Raw genomic sequence first — 24,713 nt, 5'->3', positions numbered from 1 at the left:
TCCCCGGTTCACGGGACCGGACCTCCTTTAACGGCATTTCTGCCGTTATTCTCCCCGGTTCACGGGACCGGACCTCCTTTAACGGCATTTCTGCCGTTATTCTCCCCGGTTCGGGGAACCGGACCTCATTACGGCATTTCTGCTTTGCTATAAATTGAGCTACGCTTCAGCCCGCTCCCCTCTATGCCCCCAATTATTCCCTATCCAATTATTCCTCTTCTTCTTCCTCGGCAGTTTCGGTATCTGCCGCCGCCGCTTCATTGCGGCTCCATTCCAGAAACTGTATTGTATCTTCATCCTCAGGGTCCAGCTTGTGCGCAATTTCAAATTCACGGATCGCATCCTGCAGCTGATCCAGATAATAGTGGGCGTAGCCCACACGGAAATGCCACAGCGGGTCTTTCTTGCCCTGATCGGCTGTCTTCATGAACCATTTCAGCGCTTCTTTGTACCGTCCCAGATTATTCAGCGCTCTCCCCAAGTGGGTAGCCAGCTCTTCATCAATTAATATCGTCGGAGTCTCTTTGATCCGGTCTACGATCTCCTGATATTTGTCCTCCTCATGCCACCTGTTTAATTGTGCGATAAGCTCTTGTCTCATTGCTTCTGCCTCCTGCATAGATTTCCTGAGAATTCGGTTCTCCAAAAACACTTTACCATTTTTGAACAGGGGTCTGCCACCATTGCCTCAGGTAGGAATGGTAATCAGGAAGGTGGTGCCCTTGCCCTTTTCGCTTTCCACCTCGATTACCCCTTTAACCTTATTGATGGCGCTGTAGGCCATGAGCATGCCCAGACCGGTACCCTCTTCTTTGGTGGAATAATACGGCTTGCCGAGGCGTGAGATTTCTTCCTTGGTCATGCCGATTCCGGTATCCATAATACTGATGAGGATGTTTTGCTTTTTTTCCGAGATATCAATGGTAAGAGTACCCCCATCCTTATCCCTCATGGCTTCAATCCCGTTTTTGTAGAGATTAATCAGACATTGCTGGATTTGATTCTTGTCGTAGGTCTTATTCAGCGTGTTGTTGAAATTGAATACGACCTCTACCTTGTGATTGTTTGCGTATGGCATAATGATGTTTTTGGTATACTCCGCTTCCGCTTTCATATTGGAGCACACCATATTGTCGGATTGCGGCTTTGCAAAAGAGAGATAATCGCTGACGATCTTTTCGGCACGGTTCAATTCCAGCAAAGATAATTCAACGTATCCTTTTTCCTCAGGCGTGATCGTGCTTGATTTATTCAGCAGCTGCAAAAAACCGCTCGTTACTGTAAGCGGATTCCTGATTTCATGAGACACGCTGGCCGCCAGCTCGCTGACCACATTAAGGCGCTCGGATTGCAGAATCCGGTCACGGTTCTTAATATTCGTTATAATCTGCTCAATCAAAATCATGATGATCCCCATTACTACAAAATGCGTTGTCAAGGCATAAACCGTAAGTGTCCAGAATTGCTTGTCCAGCTTGTCCGTTATCAGTCCCAGAATGATCAGGTATACGCCCATGGTAAACACCGCGATGACGGCTGCCCAAAGGATTCGGCGGTTGGAGCTGACCTTGATGAAGCGTTTGCTCAAGTATGGAACGAGGAGCAGCACGGCCGTCGAGAAGAGGAAGGAGGGAAGGGGGCCCGCTCCGCCTACATAGAACCTGTAAATATTCATCACTATATATAACGGAAGCACATTCCTATAGCCGCCAAAAAGAGCCACAAGAATAAACGGGATATACCGGAGGTCGTAAATAAACCCCATTTCCAGCCGGATTGGCTTGGCAATGCACAGGATCATCGTTACGGCCGACATCAGTACAAGGAGCTTGTTATTGTACGGATACGCTCTATTTTCAAAGAAAATCACTACGATTAGGACCGGAAACAGCAGAAACAGAAAATTCAAAAGTAAGGTTTCGAACAAGGCTAACTTCCTCTCGACATGTGTTGCTTCAATGTGTTTATTCCTTATTATAAGGAATGTTCGAGCAAATCCCTATTACAATTTTCGCTTGATCCTTATACTGTTATGCCATTTAATTATATACAGAAAAATACAAAAAATGGACGGTTTTAAAAAAAAGAGTTCTCCTGTGCAACAAATCAATGGGAGAGATAGCGTAAGCCAGATATTAATCCTCACTAATGATCACAGGAATAACAAAATACGCATACGCACATAAAAAGACCTTCCATTTCAAACGCACCGCAGAATGGAGATTTTTTATCATTTTATTTTCGTTATTCTAGCAAAAAAGGAGTTTAATTGCCTGATTTATTGTTTAATTACGATAAATGTCCTATGAAAAAAGACCTACATAATTTAACTTGAATATTATATCTACATAGCGAAAGAGGTTACACCCATGCTCTACTTCCAACCCCTCAATTTGAATTGGCTGCAATTGCTTCTGGCCCTCCTGGCAAGTCTGGCGGCCTGCACCCTGATTACATTCGGTTCAGTATCCTTCCGTCCGCACCAAGGGCAAGGCTTGAATATCCGGCTTACACGGAAGAAAACAATGTTGCTGGGTACCGCTGCTTTCAGCACTTCCCACATCCTGGTTCCTTTGTCTCTCAATCTGCCCCTGGCTGCGGAATACTACATCCTGCATCTTTTGTTCACAATTGCCGGCTGTTGCGCAGCCACCTATTTTGGCGTCTGGTATTCCGGCCAGCCCCGCAGCAGTACAGGCCGGCACTTAAAAATCAGTCTGGTGACCGCCTCCACGATTCTGGTATTCGACTACCTGAATATCATCTTCCTGTTCCGTGAATTCCTGGTCTGGAAGCCTGCACTTGTTATCATGACGGTGGCTGCTGTAATCAGCCTGTGTCTGGCTATCCTGCGCGTGCTTGTAATCTCGAACCGCAACCGCGAGCACAATCTCTATTCCAAGGCTACTCTTCCCGGCATCCTCCTGTGTGCAATGGGACTGCTGGTGATTCCTCTGCTCTGCGCCTTTTCGGTGCTCCCGCTTGCCGGTACAGAGCCGGGCAGTTACCTGCATCTGGTCCCCTATATCCTGACGATGTTCATCTGTACGGGTCTTTACATCATTCCTGATGCCTACAGAGACACCCGGCAGGAGCATCAGAACCGCAGAATCATGGAGACGGAGCAGCATTATATGTCCCTTTTTGAATACAATCCGGACAGTGTGCTGGCATTCGACGCCGGGGGCATGGTCACCGGGCTGAACCGCCAGGCGGAGCTGCTTGCCAAGCTGCTCGGCCAGGAGCTGCTCGGACGGCATTTCTCCGATCTTTTTGAGGGGGAATACCATGCACTGGCCCAGAACCATTACCGGCATGTGCTGCGCGGCAAATCCAGTACTATCGAGCTGCAGCTGAGGAACCTGGCCGGCGATATGCTGACCTTCTGGCTTACCTCGCTGCCGATTGTGGTTGAAAGGGTCCCGGCCGGCATCTACAGCATCATTAAGGATATTACCAAGAATAAAAAAGATCAGGAAACCATCCGCCATCTGGCCTACCATGATGAGCTGACCGGTCTTGCCAACCGCCGATCCTTTCACAAGCTGCTGCTTGAGCATACGGAGCAAAGTCCCGTTCCCGCATATCCATTCACACTGTTCTTCATTGACCTTGACCGCTTCAAACGGATCAACGATTTATTCGGCCATTCCTTCGGCGACAAGGTACTCCAGCAGGCGGCCGGCAAGCTCAGGGGCTGTCTTCCCTCCTCCTGCAGCATTGCACGGATGGGCGGGGACGAATTCACAGTGCTTGTTCCCCTTTTGCGTTCACGGGCAGAGACGGAAGCACTGGCGGACAGCATCGTGGAAGAGTTTGCCCATCCGTTTGAAGTAGGAAATCATACGGTGAAGCTGTCCGCTTCCGTAGGGGTCGCCCGTTTTCCGGAGGACGGACTGGATGCCGACTCCCTGGTGAAGCACGCCGACACCGCGATGTATACCGCCAAGGAGAACGGCAGCTCACAATATCAGTTCTATGATGCGGAACGGGACCAGACCAGCCTGGAGCAGATCATTCTGGAGAATGATCTGGAGCAATCGCTGGACAATGATCAGATCAGGCTGTACTACCAGCCCAAAATTGATATCCGCAACGGTGAAATCATCGGTCTCGAAGCGCTTGTGCGCTGGGAGCATCCTATTCTGGGCATGATTCCTCCCATGGATTTCATTCCGCTGGCAGAGAAATCAGGCTTCATTATTCCGCTGGAGCAATGGGTGCTCCGGACGGCCTGCTCCCAGGTGAAGCAGTGGGAGCGCGAGGGCCGCCGGGTGGTTCCTGTAGCCGTGAATGTCTCGCAGATTCATCTGATGAAGCCGGATATATTCAAATCGATTATGCGTACAATCCGTGAGCTTGATTTCGATACCGGGCTGCTTGAGCTTGAGATTACGGAGAGCGCAATGATGCACAACGAAGAGCATGTCATCAGCATTTTGAATGATCTCCGGGGAGCCGGCATTTCCGTTTCCATGGACGACTTCGGCACAGGCTACAGCTCTCTTGGCTATCTGCAGAGCCTGCCTATCGGCTGCCTGAAGATCGACCGCTCCTTTGTCCGCAAAATCACCACCGACACCGACAGCCGCGCTATCGCCGAGATGATTATCTCCATGGCCCGGCAGCTCGGGCTGACGATCGTCGCCGAAGGCGTGGAGACAGAAGAACAAGTCACGCTGCTCAAGGAAATTCAGTGTTACAACGCCCAGGGCTTCTACTACAGCAAGCCGGTGAGCGCAGACCAGATTACGGGCCAATACCTGTAGGATGATTTCCCTCCTGATTTGCGGGTATACACATACAAGAGCCTATCACAGCGGCTTCTTTCCAAAGCAGGCTGGATAGAGTAATTACTTGCCATTAAGGAGAGATACAGATGGGGATTACCGGTGTATACTATATGGAAAATAATAATCTGGAAGAGATTCTGGCAGGACGCGTGCAGGAGGCAGCACTCGATATCGACAAAACCTGGAGCCTGATTGCAGGCATGTTCCCCGATGTTCCACTCGTTCCTGCCCAAGAACAGTATAAGGTGGACAGCGCGGTTACTGAGTACGGCTCTTTCTATCTGCCTGCGGAGAAGGTTGCGCAAATCGCTGTTCAAATCCCCGGGCTTAGGCAGCCTGAACGCTTGGAGGGACGAATTGATTTCGAGAAGTGGACAAACATGCACAACACGGACCTCGATACTCTCGATGAACAAGCACTGATCATGCTGGCCTTTCCGATGAGAGACGATGAGACCTACGAAGAGCTGGTTGACGAATATCTGCTGCCGCATCTGCACTCCCTGTTTGATCTCTTTGAAGAGGCGGCGCGGCAGCATTATGGTTTGTTGCTTAACATTGTCTAATCCATAGCCGCGTTATGCAGCAGGCCCTATCTGGACAAAATCTCTGCCAGATACCCGGCCGGCTCCCGGGCTGCCCGTTCATGGGCCAATCTGCCGGAATGGGTTCTTGAGCCTACGGTTTGGGCGGTGGTATCCGGAAGCTGAAATACCGGCACTTGCTTGTCGCCGGCTTCTTTCGGATAGCTGCTTACAGCTCGGTGGATCGACGGCATCATCGGGATGCCCAGCATGCCATAGAATCCGTTCCACCCCCTATTCAAAGGCCGCCCATTGTAAGTTCCGTTTTTGCTGCTCATACGTACGTGATACAGCCTGAAGCTGAAATTCAAAAAAAACGGCTGCGCCTTCTTAACGAAGGAGGACAGCCGTTTCTCTTGGACTACAATCGCCAGCTCTTGTCTCACGATTTTGAAATTTGCTAAAAGAGCGCAAAGTGTGGAAAGGACAATTTAAACCTTAAAGCCTATAAATTCTTGTGTTTCAAGGAAAAAGCGGGGCATTGGCCCCGTCCTAGAAGCTTATTCCTTACTGCTTCTTGTTCGCCAGCTGTTCTTGGGCAAGCCGGACCATTTCCCGAACCATGGAGCCGCCGATTCTGCCGCCGATCTGGCCCGCCGACTCTGTAGTAAGGCCTCCGTTGTTCCCGGGCTGGAGAGGCACTCCAAGCTCCTTAGCCACTTCATATTTCACATCGTCCGGCCGGCTGGAATCAACGGCATAGCCTTCCTGTTTCATTACATCGGCTTTGAAGGCCTGCATCCCCTGTTCCGCACCCGGCACAACATATCTCCTGCTTCTTCTGGCCATCCTGACTCACTCCTCGATATCTTTCCCTTAACTTGCCCGGAAACTCCAATATTCATTCCGCTTCCGCAGGCTCGTCTAGGCCCGGAACCGCTTCAGAAACTCCACGGCCAAGCGGATATCCGCCTCGGGACGGGTCCCGACTTCGCGTTCAATCGTCAGGTACCCTTTGTATCCGATATCGTTCAGCGCTTGAAGGTAGCCATTCCAGTCGACACTCCCCTCTCCCAATGGCACCTCGCGAAATGCCGAGCCGGTCTCTGCCATCTCCGCAATCTTCTCATGATCAAGCTCCGGTGCTTCATAGCCATACTCGCCGTATACATCGCGCGGATCGATAGCTGCCAGCCTGACGCCATCCTTGGCATGGGTGTGGACAATGTAGTCTCTCAGGGTATGAACCCCCTGTACCGGATCATCTCCGGTCACCATAACCATATTTGCCGGGTCGAAATTTACAGATACTCCCTTTGAACCCAGCCCGTCCAGAAACATTTTCAAGTGGGAGGCGATTTCCGGCCCGGTTTCGATCGCGAAGTATGCATTCATCTCATGCGCATATTGGCTGAGCTCCACGCAGGCTGTGTGCATCGTTTCATAGGTCCGGCTGTTCCGGTCCGGAGGGACAATACCGATATGCGTGGTCACAATGTCCGTGCCCAGCTCTTTGGCGAGCTCCATAATGCGCTTGGACTTGTCGATTTTGGCCCGGTTCTGCGCAGGGTCCTGGAAGCCATGCCCTCCCAGATCACCGACAAGAGCCGAGATTTCGAGTCCGAGTGAAGCGATATAATCCTTCCATTCACGGCGTGCGGACGGCGGCAAGTTCGCCGGATTGAATTCACCCTGTACCGCATAGATCTGCACCCCATCCGCTCCCGCTTCCTTCGCCTTGCGTAAGCCCTCCTTCACCCCAACCTGAAAGCTGTCCACAATCACGCCGATTTTATTCCTGATCACAGGTGTAGCCATGATGATCTTCCTCCCTTGCGCTCTTTAGATTGCATTCCATGTCCGCTTGACGTATTCCAGTCCCAGCCCGGTGCCCCTGCGGCACTCTTCCATGCCTTCACTGCTTAATTGGACAATTACGCCAATTCTGATTATATCCATTCACGCTCTCTCTTTTAGTTTGCATCAGTTCTGATTCGTATTATAATGATTTCAATCATGAAGACCATGCAGAGCCTTGCGGTCTTGTTTGTACAATTGTGCGGTGGGAGGTGCGACAGACATGCTGAACTACGACATGGAGCTGCGGGAGCCCATGGACATGCCGGACCCCGGATTCCCGATTAAAGTACATACCCAGCGCTTCGACCGGGCGGGAGTTGTGCTGTTCCCTCCCCACTGGCATGAGCATCTGGAATTTCTGTTCATTGAGAGCGGAGAGGCTGTGTTCGAATGCGGACGGACACCAATCCCCGTCCGGGCCGGCGATCTGATCGCCGTGAACAGCAACGAGCTGCATTACGGCGTAAGCGCCTCGGACGATCTTCTGTACTATGCGATTATCGCAGACACGTCACTCTTGCACAGCCCCGTAAGCGACGCTGCCGAAACCAGGTTTATCGCGCCGATCCAGCAGAACCGGCTGCTGCTGCGCAACCATATCCGGGGAGATAAGCACATTACAGACTGTGCTCTGACGATTATCCGTGAGCTGGAACGCCGTGAATTCGGCTATGAGCTGGCGGTCAAGTCCGAGCTGTACCGTCTGCTCATGCTGCTGCTGCGCGGGCATGACGTTACCGTGCTGTCGCAGGCCGAGCAGCACCGGCGCATACAGACCATTGAGCGGTTCACTCCGGTGCTGCGTCATATTGACACCCATTACCAGGAGCCGATCTATGTAGACGGCCTTGCGGCGCTGGCCGGACTCAGCCGCTTCCATTTCAGCCGCCTCTTCAAGGAGCTGACCGGACATACGGTCTCCGGATACGTCAACACCGTCCGGCTGGAACGGGCTGATTACATGCTGCGCCATACGCAGCTGACCGTTTCCGAAATTGCCGCAGCTACCGGCTTCAACGATATCTACTACTTCAGCCGCACCTTCAAAAAGCACAAGCAAAGAACCCCCTCAAGTGTGCGGGGGTTCTAGGATGCAACTCTGGATGGCACTTTGGGGCGGGCTAGCTTACGCACAAGAGCTTCAACCAGCCAACTGCGGCATCCATTCACTTATTCCAATGCCAAGCCGAGGAAATCCATTCCCGGCTTATTGCCCATTGGTTGTTGTCATCAGGCTGCTTCAGCTTGAGTGGGAAAAGGATACCTAGTCCATCCGATTTTCTCCCTTTCAGGGAAATGCGCTGAAATGAAGTTACCTTTTTCCCACTATTCCCTCTGCCGCAAGCTTTTCTGTCCCATGTCAGTTCACTAATTCCACTTCACACCATTCCACTTCATTTCCTGCCCCGCGATCCCGGCCAGCTTCCCTAATTTCACGGTTCCTCCTGCATATCATCGAGCCCGCAGGTTCAGTACGATCACAATTTAACTCAATCTTCCTTTCCGACAATTTCTTACAGTAATTACTACAGTCCGGCCAGCCAGGCTGCCAGTTCTTCTGTCTGACTCAAAATGGCGATTGGGTCCCAATACCAGGAGCGGTCCGTTCCCCAAATATACACCCGGCCGTTTTTCACCGCATCCAGCGAGCTCCAGACCGGTTCGGCTTTGAGCTTATCCAGCGTATAGGAGTCAGAAGTCAGGATAATATAATCCCCGGCATATTTGGGCAAGGTCTCGGCCGAGATGGACGCCCAGCCAGGATCGGCCATCTCGGCAGCCACTTCAGACGGTGGCTTGAAGCCAAAACCGTTGTAGATCGGCTGTCCTCCCTTCCCAAAGTCCGCTCCGACAGCCATGATGCTTTTGTCTGCATCCGAAACCTCAAGGATAGAGAATGTACGGTCTGCAGGAATCGTCTTCAGGACATTTTCCTTAGCGGCTGCCATGCGGCTGTCATAATCGGCGAGCCAGCTTGCCGCTTCATTGTCTTTGCCGAGCAGCTCACCGAAATAGGAAACTTCTTCATGCACCGTCTTAAGGGAGGCGAACGGGATCACAACGGTAGGGGCAATTTTGGACAACTGCTCGTTCAATTCAGCGTAGGTGTCATCCATGATAATCAAATCGGGATCCAGCGCCATGATTTTCTCCAGATTCCCGTTGCCCTCGCCGATATTCTCCACATCCTTGAGGTATTCCTGAAAATACGGATTCTTAAGGTGGTGATCCGAGGTTCCAACGGGCGTAATTCCGAGTGCAATCAGGCTTCCAAGATACTCCCCTGCCACAATTCGTTCCGGGTCTGCCGGAATCTCTATGTCCCCGTTAATTGTACTGACCGTTTTGGTCTGCGGCAGGTCGGAGGGGGACGGAGCAGCCGTTGACTGGGCACTCTCTGTACCGGCAGTATTGTTGGCGCCGCAGGCGCTGATTACAAGCATACAGCTTAGCAGCAATACTGTTGCCAGCAGCGTCCCGGATGGTTTCAACATAAATAGATCTTCCTCTCTGTCGTCGCTCATCTTGTACTGATAATGATTATCACTGATATCAGTATAGACAAGCGAATCCGGAGGAACAATGGACGATCTCATGGTTGTGGCAGGACAATCTTCTTCCCGTCTTCTCGCCGCATGCTCTTCTCTATATCGCGACGGGGAAACACCTTTATACTTTTTGAACAGCCTTCCTAAATAATAAGGGTCCTGATACCCGACGCCAGAAGCAATTTCCTTCAAGGTAGCATCTGTTTCAAGGAGCAGCGCCGCTGCCTTATCGATACGCACCTTAATTAAATAATCGATGGGGCTGAGGCCTGTACGGTTTTTGAAATAGGAGGATAAATGGGGGACGCTGTAATTCAGGCTTTCGGACAGTGCCTCCAGTGTAATCGGCTCTGCGTAGCGGTCATGAATGATAGATACGACCTGTGCAGCCAGACCCCGTTTCTCCACACCCTTGCTCTGCATATGCATCTGAATCAGCAGTTCATGCACGAATTGGGAGAGCAGCGCCCTGGCGTGTAATGGACTAAGCGCCTGCGGCGTCCCAAAGCTCTTGAACATATCGCTCAGGAAGCGGTGAAGCGCGGCCGGGGATTCCGGAACAAAGCTGTAGGAATAATCAAAGGGACGTGCGCGCCGGGACAGCTCGGCCAGATTTTGACCCGAAGCTGGAATGCCGGCTTTATAATACACACTGTAATAGTCCAGCCCGCCTCGGCCAGCCTGAATGTCAAGGCGTACGCCTTTTCCGGTATGAAGTACTGTATAGCGCCTGATTGGATGAGCTGCACCATCCAGCATCACCGATCCGCTTCCGCGAATGGACATCAGGAACAGGCTGGAGGGAACAACATAGGCGCTTATACATTCACCAGCCTTCATCGAAATGCGGCGGACATCCATCACTTTGCAATGCGCGTAATTCCACAGCTTCATATAGTCATTGAAATCCATGTCGGCAGCAACCGCCTTTTTCAGAATGTACTTCACCGGTTCTTTATTATTATAGCAAAGGCAAGGAGATTGACCATTTATGTCGAATACCTAGGCTTTGATGCGGAATTGCATACGATTACGACATAACTGTCAGCAGAGGGGACGATCAATATGGCTTACACCATCAATAATCTGAAGGATAACAGCAATGTTGTGATCAAGGAACAGCTTGGCGGATTTACGGTAATTGAATACAAAGAGGATTTGAGCAGCACCACCTTGGCGGAAGCACAATCCAACTTCTTCATGAGCAAAAGCAATATGCGCAATAAGCAGCTCATGATTGAGCTGAACAACAGCGAGGTTACGTTGAGCGCCGGGGCGATGCAGTATATGGCGGGAAATATTGAAATGACCTCCGGCGTAAAAGGGGTCGGCGGGCTGATGAGAAATATCGTATCCGGTGCCGCAACCGGGACCAGTGCCATCAAGCCTCTCTACAAAGGCACCGGGACGATCCTGCTGGAAACAACCTATAAATACCTGTGGCTGATTGATGTTGACAACGACCATATCGTCATTGATGACGGCCTGTTCCTGGCCTGCGAGTCTTCCCTGCAGCTTGCCGTCACCGCGCGCAAGAATCTGTCCTCTGCCGCACTGGGCGGAGAAGGGCTGTTCAATCTGAGCGCCAAAGGCAAGGGAATCCTGGCCCTGGAAGCACCGATCCCTTCCGAAGAAGCCGTCGTCGTTGAGCTGCAGAATGATGTGCTGAAGGTCGACGGCAACTTTGCGTTAATGTGGTCGAATTCGCTGGACTTCACCGTTGAGAAATCCGGCAAAACCCGGCTTGGCTCGGCTGCCTCCGGCGAAGGGCTGGTCAATGTGTACCGGGGAACAGGCACGGTCTGGCTGGCCCCGCTGACTCAATACAGAAACAGCCTGTTTCAGGCAAATACGCCTTAAGCTTTCTTCAGCCAGTTAAAAATTGCTCGTAATAACACTTTGTTTATCGAATCAGCACTTCCTTTGTCACCCTTGCAGGGAGCCGCTTATGAACAACGAATATCCATAGAGAAACTACCTGAACTGGAGGAATTGAAATGGATATTCTGAAAACAAAGGATGCGGCGGATCTCCTGTCCGTGAGCCAGACAACAATCAAACGCTGGGCTGCCATGTTCCCTGATTTCTTTCCTAAGGACCGGTTTGGACATTATACATTCTCGGAGCGGGAAATTAACCGGCTCATTCATATTAAAGACCGCGTCAATCACGGAGAAGCACTGGAGAGCATTCAGCTCAGTCCCAGCCATGGCATGCAGTCCTCCCAGCCAATGGAAGAGAACCTGCTCCACGATAAGCCACTGGAAAACATGCTGTCCCGGCTCGATGATATCGAGCGCTCACTTGACCGGAAAGCGGACGAGGTAGTCTCTGTTCAGCTGCTACAGCAGCGCGAGGAGCTTGAGGACCTGCGGCAAATGATTAAACAGCTGGCGGTATCCCTGGAAACGATTCAGCACCCGGACGGCAAATCCCTCTCTTCCCACGAAGAGCTGCATCCCGTTGCCGCCGCAAGGCTCCAGACTCCGCCAAGGAAGCGCGGCCTGCTGCGCACTTTTTTCTCATTTCTGTAGGCCAGGCAAGGAACAGTTGCTGCACATTCCTGAAAAAGGACATGAAACAAGGGGCGAGCCCTTGGGTTTCATGTCCTTTTGTGCTTATCCGCCAGAACTGCCTCAGTCTTCTTCCGTATTCGATCCAAACGGCAGGCTCCCCTGCCGCTGGGAAAGAATCTGGGGAATATGCAATTCGCGCAGTACGGGAATCACCTCCTGCACGCTGTTTTTATTGAATTTTTTCAGAATGCTGTTGATCTGGGATTTCAGCGTGGAGGGCTCTACATGACGGGCTTTGCAAATCTCCTGGCGGCTGTAGTCCTTCATCAGCAGATCGAGAACCTCCAGCTCCGTAGGGGTAAGCTTCGTCAGGATATGGAAATTATGAAGAAGACTGTCCTCCGTCGTCTTGATCCGCTTGAACTCCCGGGTAATCTTCCCGGCAATGTTGGAATGCAGCGAAGGCATATCGTAATACGCGTCCTTGATGGCGTCAATAATAGCCTCGGCAGGCATATTCTTAAGCAGATAGTTGGTTACACCCAGTTCGAAGGCGCGGAAAACCGTATCGTCAGTGTCATTGACGGTGAGCATGACAATCTTGATCTCCGGCATATAGGACAATATTTCCGACGAAGCGCGTAATCCGGCCTGCTTGTCTTCAAGTTCAATGTCCATCAGGATAACATCCGGCTTATAAAGCGCTGCCAACATTGTCCCCTCATAGCCGCTGGCGGCCCTCCCCACGAACTCCAGCTCAGGGTCTTTGGCAAGAATCATCTGATACCGCTTGGCGATCAGGTTATCGTCCTCTACAATAAGCACCTTAATGGCAGATTTGCCCATGCTGTCGGGTCCCCCTTTAATTCTTAGATGTCGAAAGCAAGGGCATCACAATATGAAACGAGCTGCCTTCCCCTTTTCTGCTGGCCGCACTGATCTTGCCCCCGTGTGTAGTTATGATCGAGTGGCACAGAGACAAGCCCATGCCCCAATTCGTGGCCGTAGGCTTGGAAGAGTAAAAGGGCTGGAAGATGTTCTGCACCTCTTCCTCTGCCATCCCGGCACCGTTATCGCGGATTACCAGCTCCACCCATTTGTTCTTCAGATTGATCTCGATCTCAATGCGTCTTGATTTCTCCGGAACAGGCTCCAGGGCGTCCAACGCATTGGACAGAATGTTCTCAATAGCCTGTGTGAAGTAGTATGGATCAGCCATAATCACCAGATTCCGCTGACGCTCGAAATAATTCACCGCAGTCTGCTTAAGCGCCGGACCCATCTCCTCCAGCAGCTTCCCAATCAGCTCGTGAAGGACAACAGGCTCCAGATCCAGCTTGGATTTCAGCGTCTTCTGATGCACCACGTCCAGTCTATCATATATTTTGCGGCACCGTTGCTCGATGACCTGAACCTCCTGGACCACCTCCGGTGATTCCTCGCACATATTCTCCAGAAACTCGGTCTGGGCCATAATCGCCAGAAGCTCATTCTTCATATAATGGCTGAATACCCTGGAGGTCAGCAGCGCGGAGTCGATATTGCGCGAGATGACAGACTCCTGATTTTTGATGCTGTTCTGTATTCGGGCATACTTGTAAATCCCGTACAGACTGAGGCACAGACAGAACCCGGCGATCGGGGGAAGCAGCGTGTATAGAGACGGGTTGCCTACGAGATTGACCGGCTTGAAGCGTATGAAATGGGCTGCCTTGGATACGGTAATCAATATATCCGGTGCCCAGAAGTTGATATAGTAGTAGGTCACTTGCACCGAAATGTAGCAAATCAGGATCATCAGGATATTGCTGCGGATCTGCCGGACCTTGGGTGCGTCGAACAGAGTATAGAACAGGAGGATTATGCCTGCTGCCGAATAGAGCGTATTTATTATAAAAGTGAATTGATGCAAGGTCTCATAAGCGGATACCAGACCCTGGGAGGTCATGAAATCCGAATACAGCCTGTAATACAGATAAGTATAGAAGGACGGGTCATACAAAATGACCTGAAGAACACAGGGTACAGCCAGAAGTGCCAGAATGAGGCGTCCCCTTCTCGGAGGCACGTTAAAGGCAAAATAGACAGCAGAGCAGAGTCCCGTATACAGAAAGGCCATGGTGAAGAAATTCAGAATCCGAATGAGCACGAAGCGAGAAAGCGGCAGAAACATCAGCTGGTTCTGAACCTTCTGCCGGATGCCGAAGTAGTCATAGAGGCTATAGTAATAATAAGCGTCTTTGGACATATAGGTGATGATGCTGGTAACAACAAACAGGTAGGACAGCCCCATACAGAGCATGAACAGGGTCGCTTTGGTATATTTTTGCTGGGTTAGACAGAAGATGGCTGTAGCGATAAAAAGGATAAACACAAGGAAGATAAACACCCGGGCTCCAGCTCCATCCTTATAGAAATAAATTGAATAAAGTTTAATTCCATCTCTCCTGCTTGTAAAGGTTGAAGTTTCATCCCCCACTGCGCGCCAGACCCTTCAGCCGATGATAAAAGTTCAACCTTATCTTAACCCGGGGTTCCTTCTAATATGAATACATAACCAGATACAGGAGGGGTTCTAATGAAGAAAATGCAAAGCTTTGGCCTGGTGCTGTCCAGTACGCTTGTAATTGCCATGGCAGGATGCAGCTCCAACAATGCCGCCGTTCCGGACCAGGAGAGCAGCAAGGAAAAGGTTGTTCTGGAGTATTACACCTGGACTGATGAAGAGGATTATATGCAAAAGGTGATTGAAGCCTTCAATGCGAAGAACAGCGGCATTGAAGTTAACATGACCACAATCAGCAACAATGCCAACGAGTATAACACCAAAATTATGAATAACTTGTCCGGCGGCTCCAAAATGGATGTCTACAGCATTAACGGAACCTCGAGCTTAGGGCTGTATGCATCTAAAAATCAGCTGACGGATCTCACCTCCCAGATCAAGCAAGCCAACCTGGATATCGGTGCATACGGACCAAGCTTCCAGGATGCCACCCAGGTTCTCACCGACGGCATTTACTACGCCCTGCCATACCGCACCTCACAATATGCCCTGTTCTACAACAAGGATATCTTTGACCAGGAAGGCATAGAGTATCCAACACAGATGACCTGGGACGAATACGCGGATCTGGCCCTGCGCCTGACCAAGAATGATGGGGCGGACAAGCAATGGGGCGGATACTTTGCCGATTGGATTATTCCGCCTCTGGGAGCGCTGCAGAAGGGAAGCACCATTCTGGATGACAACCTGGATGACGTAACGGACTGGCTCAATTATCTGGACCGCATCTACTACCAGGATCAATCCCATATGAGCTACAAACAGATGAAAGCGGAAAGCATTGACTGGATCAAGCAGTTCGAAAGCGGCAATGTCGCCATGCTGCTGAATGGGGAATGGACTGTTAATATGCTGAAGGCAGACATCGCGGCCGGGAATACGGACATCGACTTCGATATGGCTCCGCTGCCTCTTCCGGCAGGAATAAACGACCCGATTACGGTAGGCGGGGTCAGTACCTTCATGGGAATTAATCCGTCCAGTGACAAGCAGGAGGCCGCCTTCAAATTCCTGCAATTTGTAACCGGTGAAGAAGGGGAGGCCATCATCGCGGAATCCAGCATACTGCCGGCCTTCTCCAGTGACAAGATGAAGGAAGCCTTCCTGAAGGCAACGGGAATTCAGGGCAGCAGCTTCTTCTTCGAAGCCAAGACCGTTATGGAGAATCAGCCGGTTCCGCAAATTGATGAGGTTAACCGCATTTTCAGCGAACAGCGGGATCTGTTCTTATTCCAGGAACAGGATGCCAAGACGACGATTCAAAACTTCATAGACCAGCGGCAAGGAATTCTTAATCCATAACCGCGTCATTACTAGGAGGGGCTGCCGATGACAAACAGACGTCTTCTACATTTCAAGTCCTACACGGCGGGGACATTATTCATCCTTCCGGCCTTCGCTTTATTCACAGTATTTATTTTCATCCCGCTGGTCTACGGCTTGTATATGAGCTTCACAGATTACGGGGGCTTCAACATCAAACCTGATTTTGTCGGCTGGGATAATTACGCCAAGCTGCTGCGGGACGATTATTTTCTGATCTCGCTGAAGAACAACCTGATCTACACGGGATTGTTCGTGCCGATCACCATGGTGCTGGCCCTGTTCTCGGCGATTGCCTTGAACAGTGTGCTGCATCTGCGCAAATATTTGCGCATGGCCTTCTACTTTCCCCAAATCACATCGATGGTCTCGATCGCGATTGTCTGGGGTTTGCTGCTGAACCCGCTCTCCGGTCCGGTCAACCAAATCCTGAAAGCGGTCGGCATCTCAAATCCGCCGGAGTGGCTGATGTCCTCGAAATGGGCACTTTTCGCCATCATCCTCGTGGCGGCCTGGAAGAGCTTCGGCTACTACATGATTATTCTGCTGGCAGGCATTCAGGGCATTCCCGAATATTTGTATGAATCTGCCAAGCTGGACGGCGCAGGCAAGCTTCAACGCTTCCTGTATGTTACACTGCCCGGATTGTCTCCGACACTATTCATGGTGCTGCTTCTGACCATTATCAATTCCTTCCAGGTATTTGATCTGGTGTCGGTAATGACCGACGGCGGACCTGGACGTTCGACCAACGTACTCGTCTTCCGGATCTATCAGGAAGCGTTCATCCATTATCGTATGGGTTATGCTGCGGCTATGTCCTCCGTACTGTTCCTGATTATCCTGGTAATCTCATTGATCCAGTTCAGACTCGAAAAAAAATGGGTGACTTACTAAGAGAGGAGAGGAGTGCACATGCCGGATGCCGCCCTGAAAACGGGAAAGGACAAGGCCTTATATATTCTCTTGATGATCGTATTGGTACTCGCCTCCATTGCAACGCTGTTTCCGTTTCTATGGATGATTTCCACTTCACTGCGGACAGATGTGGATCTATTCAAAAATCCGATGAATTGGATTCCCCGGACTTTATATCTGGAAAATTACAAGCAGGTGTGGACGGCGATTCCCTTTGGACGGTATTTCCTCAACACAGTGAAGCTGTCCATAATCATCACCGTGCTGCAGGTTATTGTCTGCTCCATGGCGGCCTATGCCTTCGCCAAGCTTAAGGTGCCCTTTAAAAGTATTATTTTCCTCCTGTTCATGACCAATTTAATGATGCCGTGGCATTCAATTATGGTGCCGCAGTTTTCCATTGTCAGCAGCCTCGGGCTGTACAACACGCATACGGGCTACATCCTGATTCAGCTTTTCAGCGGATTTGGCATTTTTCTGCTGCGGCAGTTTTTTATGACGCTGCCCATGGAGCTGAACGAAGCGGCACGCATGGACGGCTACAACGAATGGGGAATCTTTTGGCGGATCATTATGCCGCTCGCCTCGGCAGGGGTATCGACGCTGGCCATCTTCACCTTCACCTTTATGTGGAATGATTATTTGGCGCCGCTGATTTATCTCAATGACGACTCCCTGAAGACCCTGCAGCTTGGCTTAAAGGCCTTCCAGACGGAGCATACGATGGATTATGGCTTGCTTATGGCGGGGACAGTGCTCGCAACAGCGCCGATGGTGGCCGTGTTCCTGATAGGCGAACGTTTCTTTATCCAAGGCGTTGCCACAACCGGTATGAAAAATTAAGCATGAAAAGGAGTTCCGCATATGACAGACCATTCGAAATTTGTACAAGTGAGCGGCGAGGATTTTACGGTAAGCGGCAAGAAAATAGTCTTTCGCGGATTTGGATTAGGCACGTGGATGAATCTGGAGCATTTTATGATCGGGTTGCCGGGTACGGACACCATGATAAAAAAAGCGTTCACAGAAGTCTACGGCGAGGAACGGAGCATCAAGTTTTTTGACCGGTTTCTGCTGGAATTTGTGGATGAGCAGGATTTTGCTTTTTTGAAAAGCCTTGGAGTCAACTCCCTGCGGCTTCCCTTCAATTATAAGTATTTTATCGACGACCAGCACCCTGACCGCTATAAGGAAGAGGGATTTGTTTATCTGGACCATGTCGTTTCCTTATGTGAAAAATACGAAATCTACGCAATTCTGGACCTCCATTCCGTTCCGGGCGGCCAGAATCCCGATTGGCATTGCGATACCGCAAGCGGACTTCCGCTGTTCTGGGAGTATGCCGCCTTGCGGGACAGCGTCATCGGCTTATGGGGCCATATTGCCCGGCATTACCGGGACCAGCCATGGGTCGCCGCCTACGACATCGTGAATGAGCCTTCCATGGTGACTAATGCCGCGGTGTTCAACGAGTTCTACCATAAAGTGATTGCGGAGATCCGCCAGTACGACCAGCAGCACATTATTTTCATTGAAGGCAATCATTTCACTACCGATTTTTCCATGCTGGACCCGGTCGATGATCCGCAAGTGGCCTACGAGTTCCACTTCTATCCTTTTGTCGATGAGCCAGCCGTATTAACCCCCGAAATGGACCGGGAACGGCGCAAGCAAATCTTCGCAGCCGCCTTCGACAAGCTCGTAAGCATCCGCGGCAAGTATAAGCGCCCTGTCTGGTGCGGTGAGCTGGGTCTTACGCTTGAGCCGGAACATATCGATTTCCAGGTCACGATTATCGAAGACATGCTGGAGCTGTGTGAAGCAAAGGATGTATCCTGGGCACTCTGGACCTATAAGGACGCAGCCTGCATGGGAATCGTCTATCCGCGGGAAGACACCCCTTGGCGGCAATTGACCGGCCGGATCGGACAGGTGTGGAATCAGCACAAGGAACAGGAAAAAGGCGAGGCGCTGGTGGATTACATGGCGGAAACCTGTTTCCGGCCGATCTCCGGGGAGCTGCGCTATCCGCTGCAATTCCGCATGCGAACGATCATGCAGGTCGTCTGTGTGGAGCAGAACCTGAAGCCCTTCCTGCAGGAGCTGCCGTGGGAGGATGCCTGGCAGCTTCCGGCTTCATTCCACTGGGAGCAATGCGGGCAATGGGATGAGCTGGCGGCTTTGGTGCGCAGGTATACCGGGATTCCGGAATAGACGATGAAGTCCGCTTGGTTCATCTACTCATAAACAAAAGAATGGCAGCACAGGAATCTATCCTGGTGCTGCCATTTTCACGTGAGCTGAAGCTCGTATACTCATCATTTTCTCAAATGGAATACATTGACATAAATTGGATTAAAAAATAAAATATAAGGGGAATGAACACGTTAACATTCTTGAAGGGGGGATTCATTTTTGCAAGGTTGTCAAAATATGGGAAAAGGAGATTTCCAATGAAAAAAAGGACGCTCACTTTTGCATTAGCGCTCTCAATGCTTCTGTCTGTACCGGCAGTGCTGTTTCAGCCGGCTGCCGCCGTATTCGCCGCAGATGGTTCAGGCACAACAGCAAGCATCTCGGAGGTTCTGAACAACCAGCAGGCGGACGGGGGCTGGAAGAAGGACTACACCGTCACCAGCGGCGACTGGGCCAAGTCTACCATTGACAACAAAGCTACATATACGGAAATCAGACGGTTGGCCAGCGAATACAAAAAAACCGGTAACAGCTCCTACTCCGCCGCCGCCATCAAGGGCATTAATTTTCTGTTAACGATGCAGTATTCCAATGGCGGCTGGCCGCAAATTTATCAAAGCACCGGTTACCATAACCACATCACCTACAATGATAACGCCATGATTAATGTGATGCTCCTCTTGGACGAGGTTGCGAACCGGAAAGGTGATTTCTCTTTCATTGACAGCACCCTGGCCGGCAAAAGCAAACAAGCCGTCACGAAGGGCCTCGATTGCTTACTGAATACACAGGTCGTGACAGGCGGTAAATTGACCGTGTGGGGGCAGCAGCATGACTCTGCCACACTGAAGCCTGCAGGGGCAAGAAGCTATGAGGTGCCTTCTCTCAGCGCCCAGGAAAGCGTAGGCATCGTGAATTTTCTGAAGACCAGAACATCCACGGCACCCATAGCCGCCGCTATCAAAGCTGCCGAGGACTGGTTCAAGGCCGTTCAAATCACCGGCATCCGTGTGGTAAAGACAAGCGATGATGTCATTGTTGTGAGTGACCCCAGCGTAACAACACCCATATGGGCACGGTTCTATGAGCTTGGCACCAATAAGCCCATATTTGTAGGCCGGGACGGCATTGTGAAATACCGGCTCAGCGATATAGAGCAGGAACGAAGAACCGGCTATTCCTGGTACGGCAACTGGCCGGCAAGCCTGGTTAATTAATCCAAAGGCGGCAATGGGCTTCCCTGATGCGGGAACCCGCCATTGCCGCCTTTTTCATATCACTTACTCACCTGAGAATTTTTCTCCGCCAGCTTCCCGCATAGTGCAGCTATTGGCTGACTGTGGCTTCTGCAATATCTTGAAATGCCCAATGGCTCTGAGGCACATCAGACCACGCTGAAGCCGTAATGCCGGATACAGGCTCTCGGTTCAGGACTCTATTGATTAAAGTCGCCGCTTCTGCCCGGCTGAGCAGCCTATCCGGTCCGAAGCTTCCGTCCGGCATCCCCTCCATGTAACCGGCCTCTTGAACCAGAGCCATATTGCCGGCTGACCAATGGCCATAGGTATCTGTAAATGAAGGGGAAGGCTCCCCGGTCAGCTGCATCCAGCGTACCACAACCGCCGCCATTTCGGCTCTGGTAATAAACAAATCCGGTCCAAAGGTTCCATCCTTGTAGCCTGTCATTAATCCGGCTGTGGTTACTGCACCAATATCATTTGCCGCCCATCCGAAATCACTCTTATCCTTATAGCTGACAGCCGGGGAATCTGCGTTCCGGACCCCTGCTATCCGGGACAAAACCGCTGCCATTTCGGCTCTGGTCATGGCCTGATCCGGCCGGAACGTGCCGTCAGGATAGCCTTGCATATATGGAGCATATTTGGTTGGCTTCTGCCGGGATGCCGCCCAGTTGTCCATGTTCAGTACAGCAAATGTGCTGAATTTGGCGACCTGGAACTTGAGTCCGAGCTTCCCGTCCGAATACTGCACCAATTCAGGCTGCTCCAGCACTCTCTCGCCGTCGCTGTGCTCAATATAGATCACCAGATTAGCTAAAAATGCCGTCCGCCCGGCCGCATCCGCTGGAATCACGCTGCCGGGCAACGGCAGAATCAAGTCTGCCGGATAATCCTTTAGCCCTGTCTCTATGATCATCGGACGGCCTACGACTGTAACCCCTCCTGCGCCGGCAGCCGCTTGAACGGCTTGCTCTTGCTTCGCCCGTTCCTCCACAGACTTGATCGCATTCTCACTCTTCACCGGGATGAGTCTGAACCGATAATCACTGTCCATTGAGGCCAGGGTTTGCCGGGGCAGGATTAATCTTGCGTTCTCCGTGTACACTTCAAGATTAACCTTACCCGAAGCCAGCGCCTTCAAGGTATCCTTCGGGAATCCGATATCCAGCTCAGAGACCTTGTCTTCCGTGTCCGCAAGGACTAGCCGCACCGTATCAAGCCCGCCGGCAGCAACCTTGCCTGCTGCTTCAAGAGCTTTGGCCGCTGTATAGTCCACCTTGTCTTTTTTCGAGCCGTCCGGCTGGGTCATCCGGGTAACCGCCACATTCGATACAGGCTGACCGCCTGTGCTCCCGCCGTCCACATTGGCCGTAATTATCTCCGTAAGAGGCATCGTTGCTCCAGCAGAAGGCGGCCGGGTTACCGGCGTCTCTGGCTGTGGCTGTTCCTCAACAGGCGTCTCCGGCTCACCTCCTCCGGGATTCCCCGGGGTTTCCGTCCCTGGCCCAGGCTCCTGCTCCTCCGCCGCTTTGACATAGCTTAAATAGAAATCATCAATCGTCCCCCAGGCGCCGCCGTCCGCTTGAATATTGGCTCCGGCCGTAAGGGTTCCGTTGGTCACAAGAATATTTTCGATCTCGGGGTTATTCCATTGCGCCCACCCGTTAACTCCGGTGTCCACTTTCACTTCCCTGCCGTCCGTTACGGCAAAGAGCTTCATCTCGGGATTTGCGGCATCTCCGCCCTGGATGAACATGGAGAGATTGTAGTACCCCGGGTTCAGTCCGTACACGGTCTGCTGTACACTAAAGCTGACCTTGTCCGCCGAGTAAAAGTGCAGGGAGTAATTGCCCGTTCTGGCATCTGTCACTTTATTCTGGTAATCGGTATGCGGTCCGCTTCCCTCTCCATAGATGATCTTCCACATGCTTCTGTCGCTATTCTCAAAGCCCGCGTTGACAATGAAGTTCTCCTGCCTGATTTCAAGAAAAGCCTGTACCGCCAGCCCGCCTTCTGCGGTTCCGCCGATCACATAGCGGCCGGCCCCCTGGCCAATGGCTTGTTCAAGCGCAGCCTGATCCCATACCACCGGCAAGGTTCCGGTGCTTCCATCATTATAAACAACGCTTACGACCGCCGGCAGCCGGATTGTCTCACCCGCAGCCGCAGTCACCGAGACATTCTTGATTTCATCTGCGGCGATGGGAGCAACCGCGCCAGTATTCACATATTTGAATACATTCAGCGAAGCAAGCGGGTGACCGCTGAAATCAAACAAAGCCTGATTGTCAACGGCACTCCCGCCGTACCATACGCCTGCATCCGCAGGGTCATATTCCTTCGCATAGCTGGACGCCCAACCCGAACCGTATTGTTCCCACAGGAGTTTATTCTGCTCAAGGTTTACTCTCGGACCCACCGGAAGCCATGCAGGCTCCCAATAAAAGACACCGATTCCAGCTTCACCGACATTCGCTACCGCCTCGATCACATTTCGGACCGAGTTCGCCTGGCCTTGAACACTGATCGGGTAGTCCAGGGTTTGGCCGGAGCTCTGAGGCGCTGTATTTCCGTGCCCATCCCCGTCATCGGCGGTATAAGCGTAAGAGGTTTCGGCCACCATTACTTTCTTTCCATAAGTACCGGCAACCTGCTTCAGAACGGAGGTCAAATTGCTTAATGTCCCGTGCCAGAATGGATAATAAGAGCTTGCGAACACATCATAATCCACATTATTGTTCTTCAGCGTTTGCGCATAGGAAGCATATCGTCCTGCGGATTCAGGGTTGGTAAAATGCAAGGCGACCAGTATATTGGGACCGATCTCCCGAATCGCCCTGCTGCCCTCGTTGAACAATGCGCTGATCTTTGCCCAATCGGATTCGCCTGCGAACTGTCCGTTGGTTTCATTCCCTACCTGAACCATGCCAACCGCTATACCTTGATCGAGCAGGGCTTGCAGGCTGTCCTTGGTATAGCTGTACAGTGCGGTCTTCTTGTCTTCGAAGCCCAAGCTTGCCCAGGCCTTGGGCGTATGCTGCTTGGCCGGGTCGGCCCAGAAATCGGAATAATGGAAGTCCACCAGCAGCTTCATCCCATTCGCGGTCGCCCTCTTGCCGATTTCAATCGCGGTTGCCAGATCATTGTTGCCGCCGCCGTAACCGTTACCTGCCGCATCATAAGGATCCTGCCATATACGGACCCGAATATAATTAACCCCGGCTTCATGTACAGTTGTAAAAATATCCTGCACATCGCCGCTCTCATTATAAAATTGGACGCCGCTATTTTCTAATGAAATAATGCTGGAGATATCCACGCCCTTAATGAAGTCAGGCTGGAGCCCTTCCACCTTCTTCACAAAAATATCCGCAGCCACCGGCGGAACCGCTTCCGTACCCACCCGCTTCAGCTCAAAGCTGTCCAAATACCCCCAGGCGGCCGGAGCGCCGCTGATGTTCGCCCCGATGACCAGGCCTGAGGCATCCTGCGCCAAATCAAATTTCAGGCTGACTGTCCCCCAGGCATTATAGCCGGTGGTAGCGGCTGCGGCGGTCTTCCCGCTGCCCGCGAATAATTCAACTTTCCCCGCTTCGCCGCCAGCGCCGCCCATCGACTTCACTGACAGCTCATAGCTTCCAGCCGGAAGCGCAGCAAGCGTCTGCTTCACTGCCACTGCCTGGTTCCCGGCAGCCGTATTCTTGATCCAGTATTTAAAAGCGTAATCTCCTGCATCCGGTGTGAGCCAGGAATCATCGGTATAGGCAAATTGCTGAATGTCCACCTCATTCCAATCTGCCGTGTCTATACTCCATGATTGATCCGTCCAGAAATCCGCCTCAAAGCCGCCGTTTACAATATACGGACGGTTCGGATCTGCAGCAGCAGCCGTCTCCAGGTTGAATGAAAAAGAACTTAACATTAACAATGCCGCCAAAAATACGGATAGGATCTTTTTTTTATTTTCCATGCTCTAATCACCTTTCTGTGCTTAATCTTTCGCTGCCTATGAGTGCCTCCAAAAACATGTAAGCACTTACATATAAATATACCAATAGTTAAAATATTAAGTAACGGTTGAAAAGATAACATTTTGTATGCTTAAGCAAGCATTTTGCTTGTGCAGCCTTCCGCTTCACGATGGACATCCTTCCAGTGCTTGCACTCCCGCCGTCGCCGCGGCAAAAAGCCGTTCCCGCTTAGACAGGGAACGGCTTTTATATTGAT

19 protein-coding genes are annotated in these 24,713 nt (G+C 51.4%); 10 read left to right on the top strand and 9 right to left on the bottom strand.

All coding sequences use genetic code 11. The annotated features are described in order from the left end of the window. Positions 1-208: 208 nt before the first annotated feature. Positions 209-601, bottom strand: a complete 393-nt coding sequence (locus HYD27_RS20395) for a tetratricopeptide repeat protein (RefSeq protein WP_219218219.1) — start codon at positions 599-601, stop codon at positions 209-211. A gap of 87 nt (positions 602-688) precedes the next feature. Next, positions 689-1,927: an ATP-binding protein gene (locus tag HYD27_RS20390; protein ID WP_219218217.1), complete on the bottom strand. Its 1,239-nt coding sequence runs from the start codon at positions 1,925-1,927 to the stop codon at positions 689-691. A 442-nt stretch (positions 1,928-2,369) separates the two neighbouring features. On the opposite strand from HYD27_RS20390, the gene HYD27_RS20385 reads away from it, so the two are divergent. Together HYD27_RS20385 and HYD27_RS20380 are read left to right on the top strand one after the other, a co-directional pair. Continuing rightward, positions 2,370-4,769: an EAL domain-containing protein gene (locus tag HYD27_RS20385; protein WP_219218215.1), complete on the top strand. Its 2,400-nt coding sequence runs from the start codon at positions 2,370-2,372 to the stop codon at positions 4,767-4,769. Between the two features lie 110 nt (positions 4,770-4,879). Beyond that, positions 4,880-5,359: a YfbM family protein gene (locus HYD27_RS20380; RefSeq protein ID WP_219218213.1), complete on the top strand. Its 480-nt coding sequence runs from the start codon at positions 4,880-4,882 to the stop codon at positions 5,357-5,359. Positions 5,360-5,385: 26 nt separating this feature from the next. Here HYD27_RS20380 and HYD27_RS20375 read toward each other — a convergent pair whose 3' ends face one another. From HYD27_RS20375 to HYD27_RS20365, 3 genes are all read right to left on the bottom strand, one after another. Next, positions 5,386-5,763, bottom strand: coding sequence for a hypothetical protein (locus tag HYD27_RS20375; protein WP_219218212.1), 378 nt, complete (start codon positions 5,761-5,763; stop codon positions 5,386-5,388). Positions 5,764-5,884: 121 nt separating this feature from the next. Further along, entirely contained in the window at positions 5,885-6,166 is a 282-nt protein-coding gene (locus tag HYD27_RS20370; protein ID WP_219218210.1) for an alpha/beta-type small acid-soluble spore protein, read from the bottom strand. A gap of 75 nt (positions 6,167-6,241) precedes the next feature. Beyond that, positions 6,242-7,135, bottom strand: a complete 894-nt coding sequence (locus HYD27_RS20365) for a sugar phosphate isomerase/epimerase family protein (RefSeq protein ID WP_219218208.1) — start codon at positions 7,133-7,135, stop codon at positions 6,242-6,244. Between the two features lie 262 nt (positions 7,136-7,397). On the opposite strand from HYD27_RS20365, the gene HYD27_RS20360 reads away from it, so the two are divergent. Next, positions 7,398-8,267 carry a helix-turn-helix domain-containing protein gene (locus HYD27_RS20360; RefSeq protein WP_219218206.1) on the top strand — a complete coding sequence of 290 codons (870 nt, stop codon included), beginning with the start codon at positions 7,398-7,400 and terminating at the stop codon, positions 8,265-8,267. Positions 8,268-8,703: 436 nt separating this feature from the next. On the opposite strand, the gene HYD27_RS20355 is transcribed toward HYD27_RS20360, so the two are convergent. Then, complete coding sequence (locus HYD27_RS20355) at positions 8,704-10,638, bottom strand: AraC family transcriptional regulator (protein ID WP_219218204.1); 1,935 nt, start codon at positions 10,636-10,638, stop codon at positions 8,704-8,706. 153 nt (positions 10,639-10,791) lie between these two features. Here HYD27_RS20355 and HYD27_RS20350 point away from each other — a divergent pair, with 153 nt between their 5' ends. Together HYD27_RS20350 and HYD27_RS20345 are read left to right on the top strand one after the other, a co-directional pair. Continuing rightward, positions 10,792-11,586 (top strand): AIM24 family protein, encoded by a 795-nt coding sequence (locus HYD27_RS20350; RefSeq protein WP_219218202.1) that lies wholly within the window; start codon positions 10,792-10,794, stop codon positions 11,584-11,586. A gap of 137 nt (positions 11,587-11,723) precedes the next feature. Further along, a complete protein-coding gene (locus HYD27_RS20345; RefSeq protein ID WP_219218199.1) occupies positions 11,724-12,260 on the top strand; it encodes a MerR family transcriptional regulator in 537 nt (178 codons plus the stop codon). Between the two features lie 102 nt (positions 12,261-12,362). Here HYD27_RS20345 and HYD27_RS20340 read toward each other — a convergent pair whose 3' ends face one another. After that, positions 12,363-13,088, bottom strand: coding sequence for a response regulator transcription factor (locus HYD27_RS20340; protein ID WP_219218198.1), 726 nt, complete (start codon positions 13,086-13,088; stop codon positions 12,363-12,365). A 16-nt stretch (positions 13,089-13,104) separates the two neighbouring features. After that, positions 13,105-14,631, bottom strand: coding sequence for a sensor histidine kinase (locus HYD27_RS32755; protein WP_219218196.1), 1,527 nt, complete (start codon positions 14,629-14,631; stop codon positions 13,105-13,107). A gap of 189 nt (positions 14,632-14,820) precedes the next feature. Between HYD27_RS32755 and HYD27_RS20330 the strand changes: the two genes are divergently transcribed. The 5 genes from HYD27_RS20330 to pelA all read left to right on the top strand — a co-directional run bounded on the left by HYD27_RS20330 (position 14,821) and on the right by pelA (position 20,462). After that, entirely contained in the window at positions 14,821-16,110 is a 1,290-nt protein-coding gene (locus tag HYD27_RS20330; RefSeq protein ID WP_219218194.1) for an ABC transporter substrate-binding protein, read from the top strand. A 27-nt stretch (positions 16,111-16,137) separates the two neighbouring features. After that, complete coding sequence (locus HYD27_RS20325; protein WP_219218192.1) at positions 16,138-17,028, top strand: carbohydrate ABC transporter permease; 891 nt, start codon at positions 16,138-16,140, stop codon at positions 17,026-17,028. A gap of 18 nt (positions 17,029-17,046) precedes the next feature. Beyond that, complete coding sequence (locus HYD27_RS20320; RefSeq protein WP_219218190.1) at positions 17,047-17,892, top strand: carbohydrate ABC transporter permease; 846 nt, start codon at positions 17,047-17,049, stop codon at positions 17,890-17,892. Between the two features lie 21 nt (positions 17,893-17,913). Further along, the gene (locus HYD27_RS20315) at positions 17,914-19,263 is read left to right on the top strand and encodes a glycoside hydrolase family 5 protein (RefSeq protein ID WP_219218188.1); all 1,350 of its coding nucleotides are present in this window, start codon (positions 17,914-17,916) and stop codon (positions 19,261-19,263) included. A gap of 239 nt (positions 19,264-19,502) precedes the next feature. After that, a complete protein-coding gene (gene pelA / locus HYD27_RS20310) occupies positions 19,503-20,462 on the top strand; it encodes a pectate lyase (RefSeq protein ID WP_219218186.1) in 960 nt (319 codons plus the stop codon). Between the two features lie 109 nt (positions 20,463-20,571). On the opposite strand, the gene HYD27_RS20305 is transcribed toward pelA, so the two are convergent. Next, positions 20,572-24,456: a glycosyl hydrolase 53 family protein gene (locus HYD27_RS20305; RefSeq protein WP_219218185.1), complete on the bottom strand. Its 3,885-nt coding sequence runs from the start codon at positions 24,454-24,456 to the stop codon at positions 20,572-20,574. Positions 24,457-24,713: the final 257 nt, after the last annotated feature.

This window comes from Paenibacillus sp. S150, from assembly GCF_019352175.1.
Lineage (GTDB): Bacteria > Bacillota > Bacilli > Paenibacillales > Paenibacillaceae > Paenibacillus_AQ.
Note: the sequence above shows the minus strand (reverse complement) of the source record. Positions and strands in the feature narration are given on the sequence as shown.

Excerpts from the sequence above, each read along its gene's own strand:
- HYD27_RS20395 (WP_219218219.1), bottom strand. The coding sequence starts at position 601 with ATGAGACAAGAGCTTATCGCACAATTAAACAGGTGGCATGAGGAGGAC.
- HYD27_RS20385 (WP_219218215.1), top strand. The coding sequence starts at position 2,370 with ATGCTCTACTTCCAACCCCTCAATTTGAATTGGCTGCAATTGCTTCTG.
- HYD27_RS20380 (WP_219218213.1), top strand. The coding sequence starts at position 4,880 with ATGGGGATTACCGGTGTATACTATATGGAAAATAATAATCTGGAAGAG.
- HYD27_RS20370 (WP_219218210.1), bottom strand. The coding sequence starts at position 6,166 with ATGGCCAGAAGAAGCAGGAGATATGTTGTGCCGGGTGCGGAACAGGGG.
- HYD27_RS20365 (WP_219218208.1), bottom strand. The coding sequence starts at position 7,135 with ATGGCTACACCTGTGATCAGGAATAAAATCGGCGTGATTGTGGACAGC.
- HYD27_RS20360 (WP_219218206.1), top strand. The coding sequence starts at position 7,398 with ATGCTGAACTACGACATGGAGCTGCGGGAGCCCATGGACATGCCGGAC.
- HYD27_RS20355 (WP_219218204.1), bottom strand. The coding sequence starts at position 10,638 with ATGGATTTCAATGACTATATGAAGCTGTGGAATTACGCGCATTGCAAA.
- HYD27_RS20350 (WP_219218202.1), top strand. The coding sequence starts at position 10,792 with ATGGCTTACACCATCAATAATCTGAAGGATAACAGCAATGTTGTGATC.
- HYD27_RS20345 (WP_219218199.1), top strand. The coding sequence starts at position 11,724 with ATGGATATTCTGAAAACAAAGGATGCGGCGGATCTCCTGTCCGTGAGC.
- HYD27_RS20340 (WP_219218198.1), bottom strand. The coding sequence starts at position 13,088 with ATGGGCAAATCTGCCATTAAGGTGCTTATTGTAGAGGACGATAACCTG.
- HYD27_RS20330 (WP_219218194.1), top strand. The coding sequence starts at position 14,821 with ATGAAGAAAATGCAAAGCTTTGGCCTGGTGCTGTCCAGTACGCTTGTA.
- HYD27_RS20325 (WP_219218192.1), top strand. The coding sequence starts at position 16,138 with ATGACAAACAGACGTCTTCTACATTTCAAGTCCTACACGGCGGGGACA.
- HYD27_RS20320 (WP_219218190.1), top strand. The coding sequence starts at position 17,047 with ATGCCGGATGCCGCCCTGAAAACGGGAAAGGACAAGGCCTTATATATT.
- HYD27_RS20315 (WP_219218188.1), top strand. The coding sequence starts at position 17,914 with ATGACAGACCATTCGAAATTTGTACAAGTGAGCGGCGAGGATTTTACG.
- pelA (WP_219218186.1), top strand. The coding sequence starts at position 19,503 with ATGAAAAAAAGGACGCTCACTTTTGCATTAGCGCTCTCAATGCTTCTG.
- HYD27_RS20305 (WP_219218185.1), bottom strand. The coding sequence starts at position 24,456 with ATGGAAAATAAAAAAAAGATCCTATCCGTATTTTTGGCGGCATTGTTA.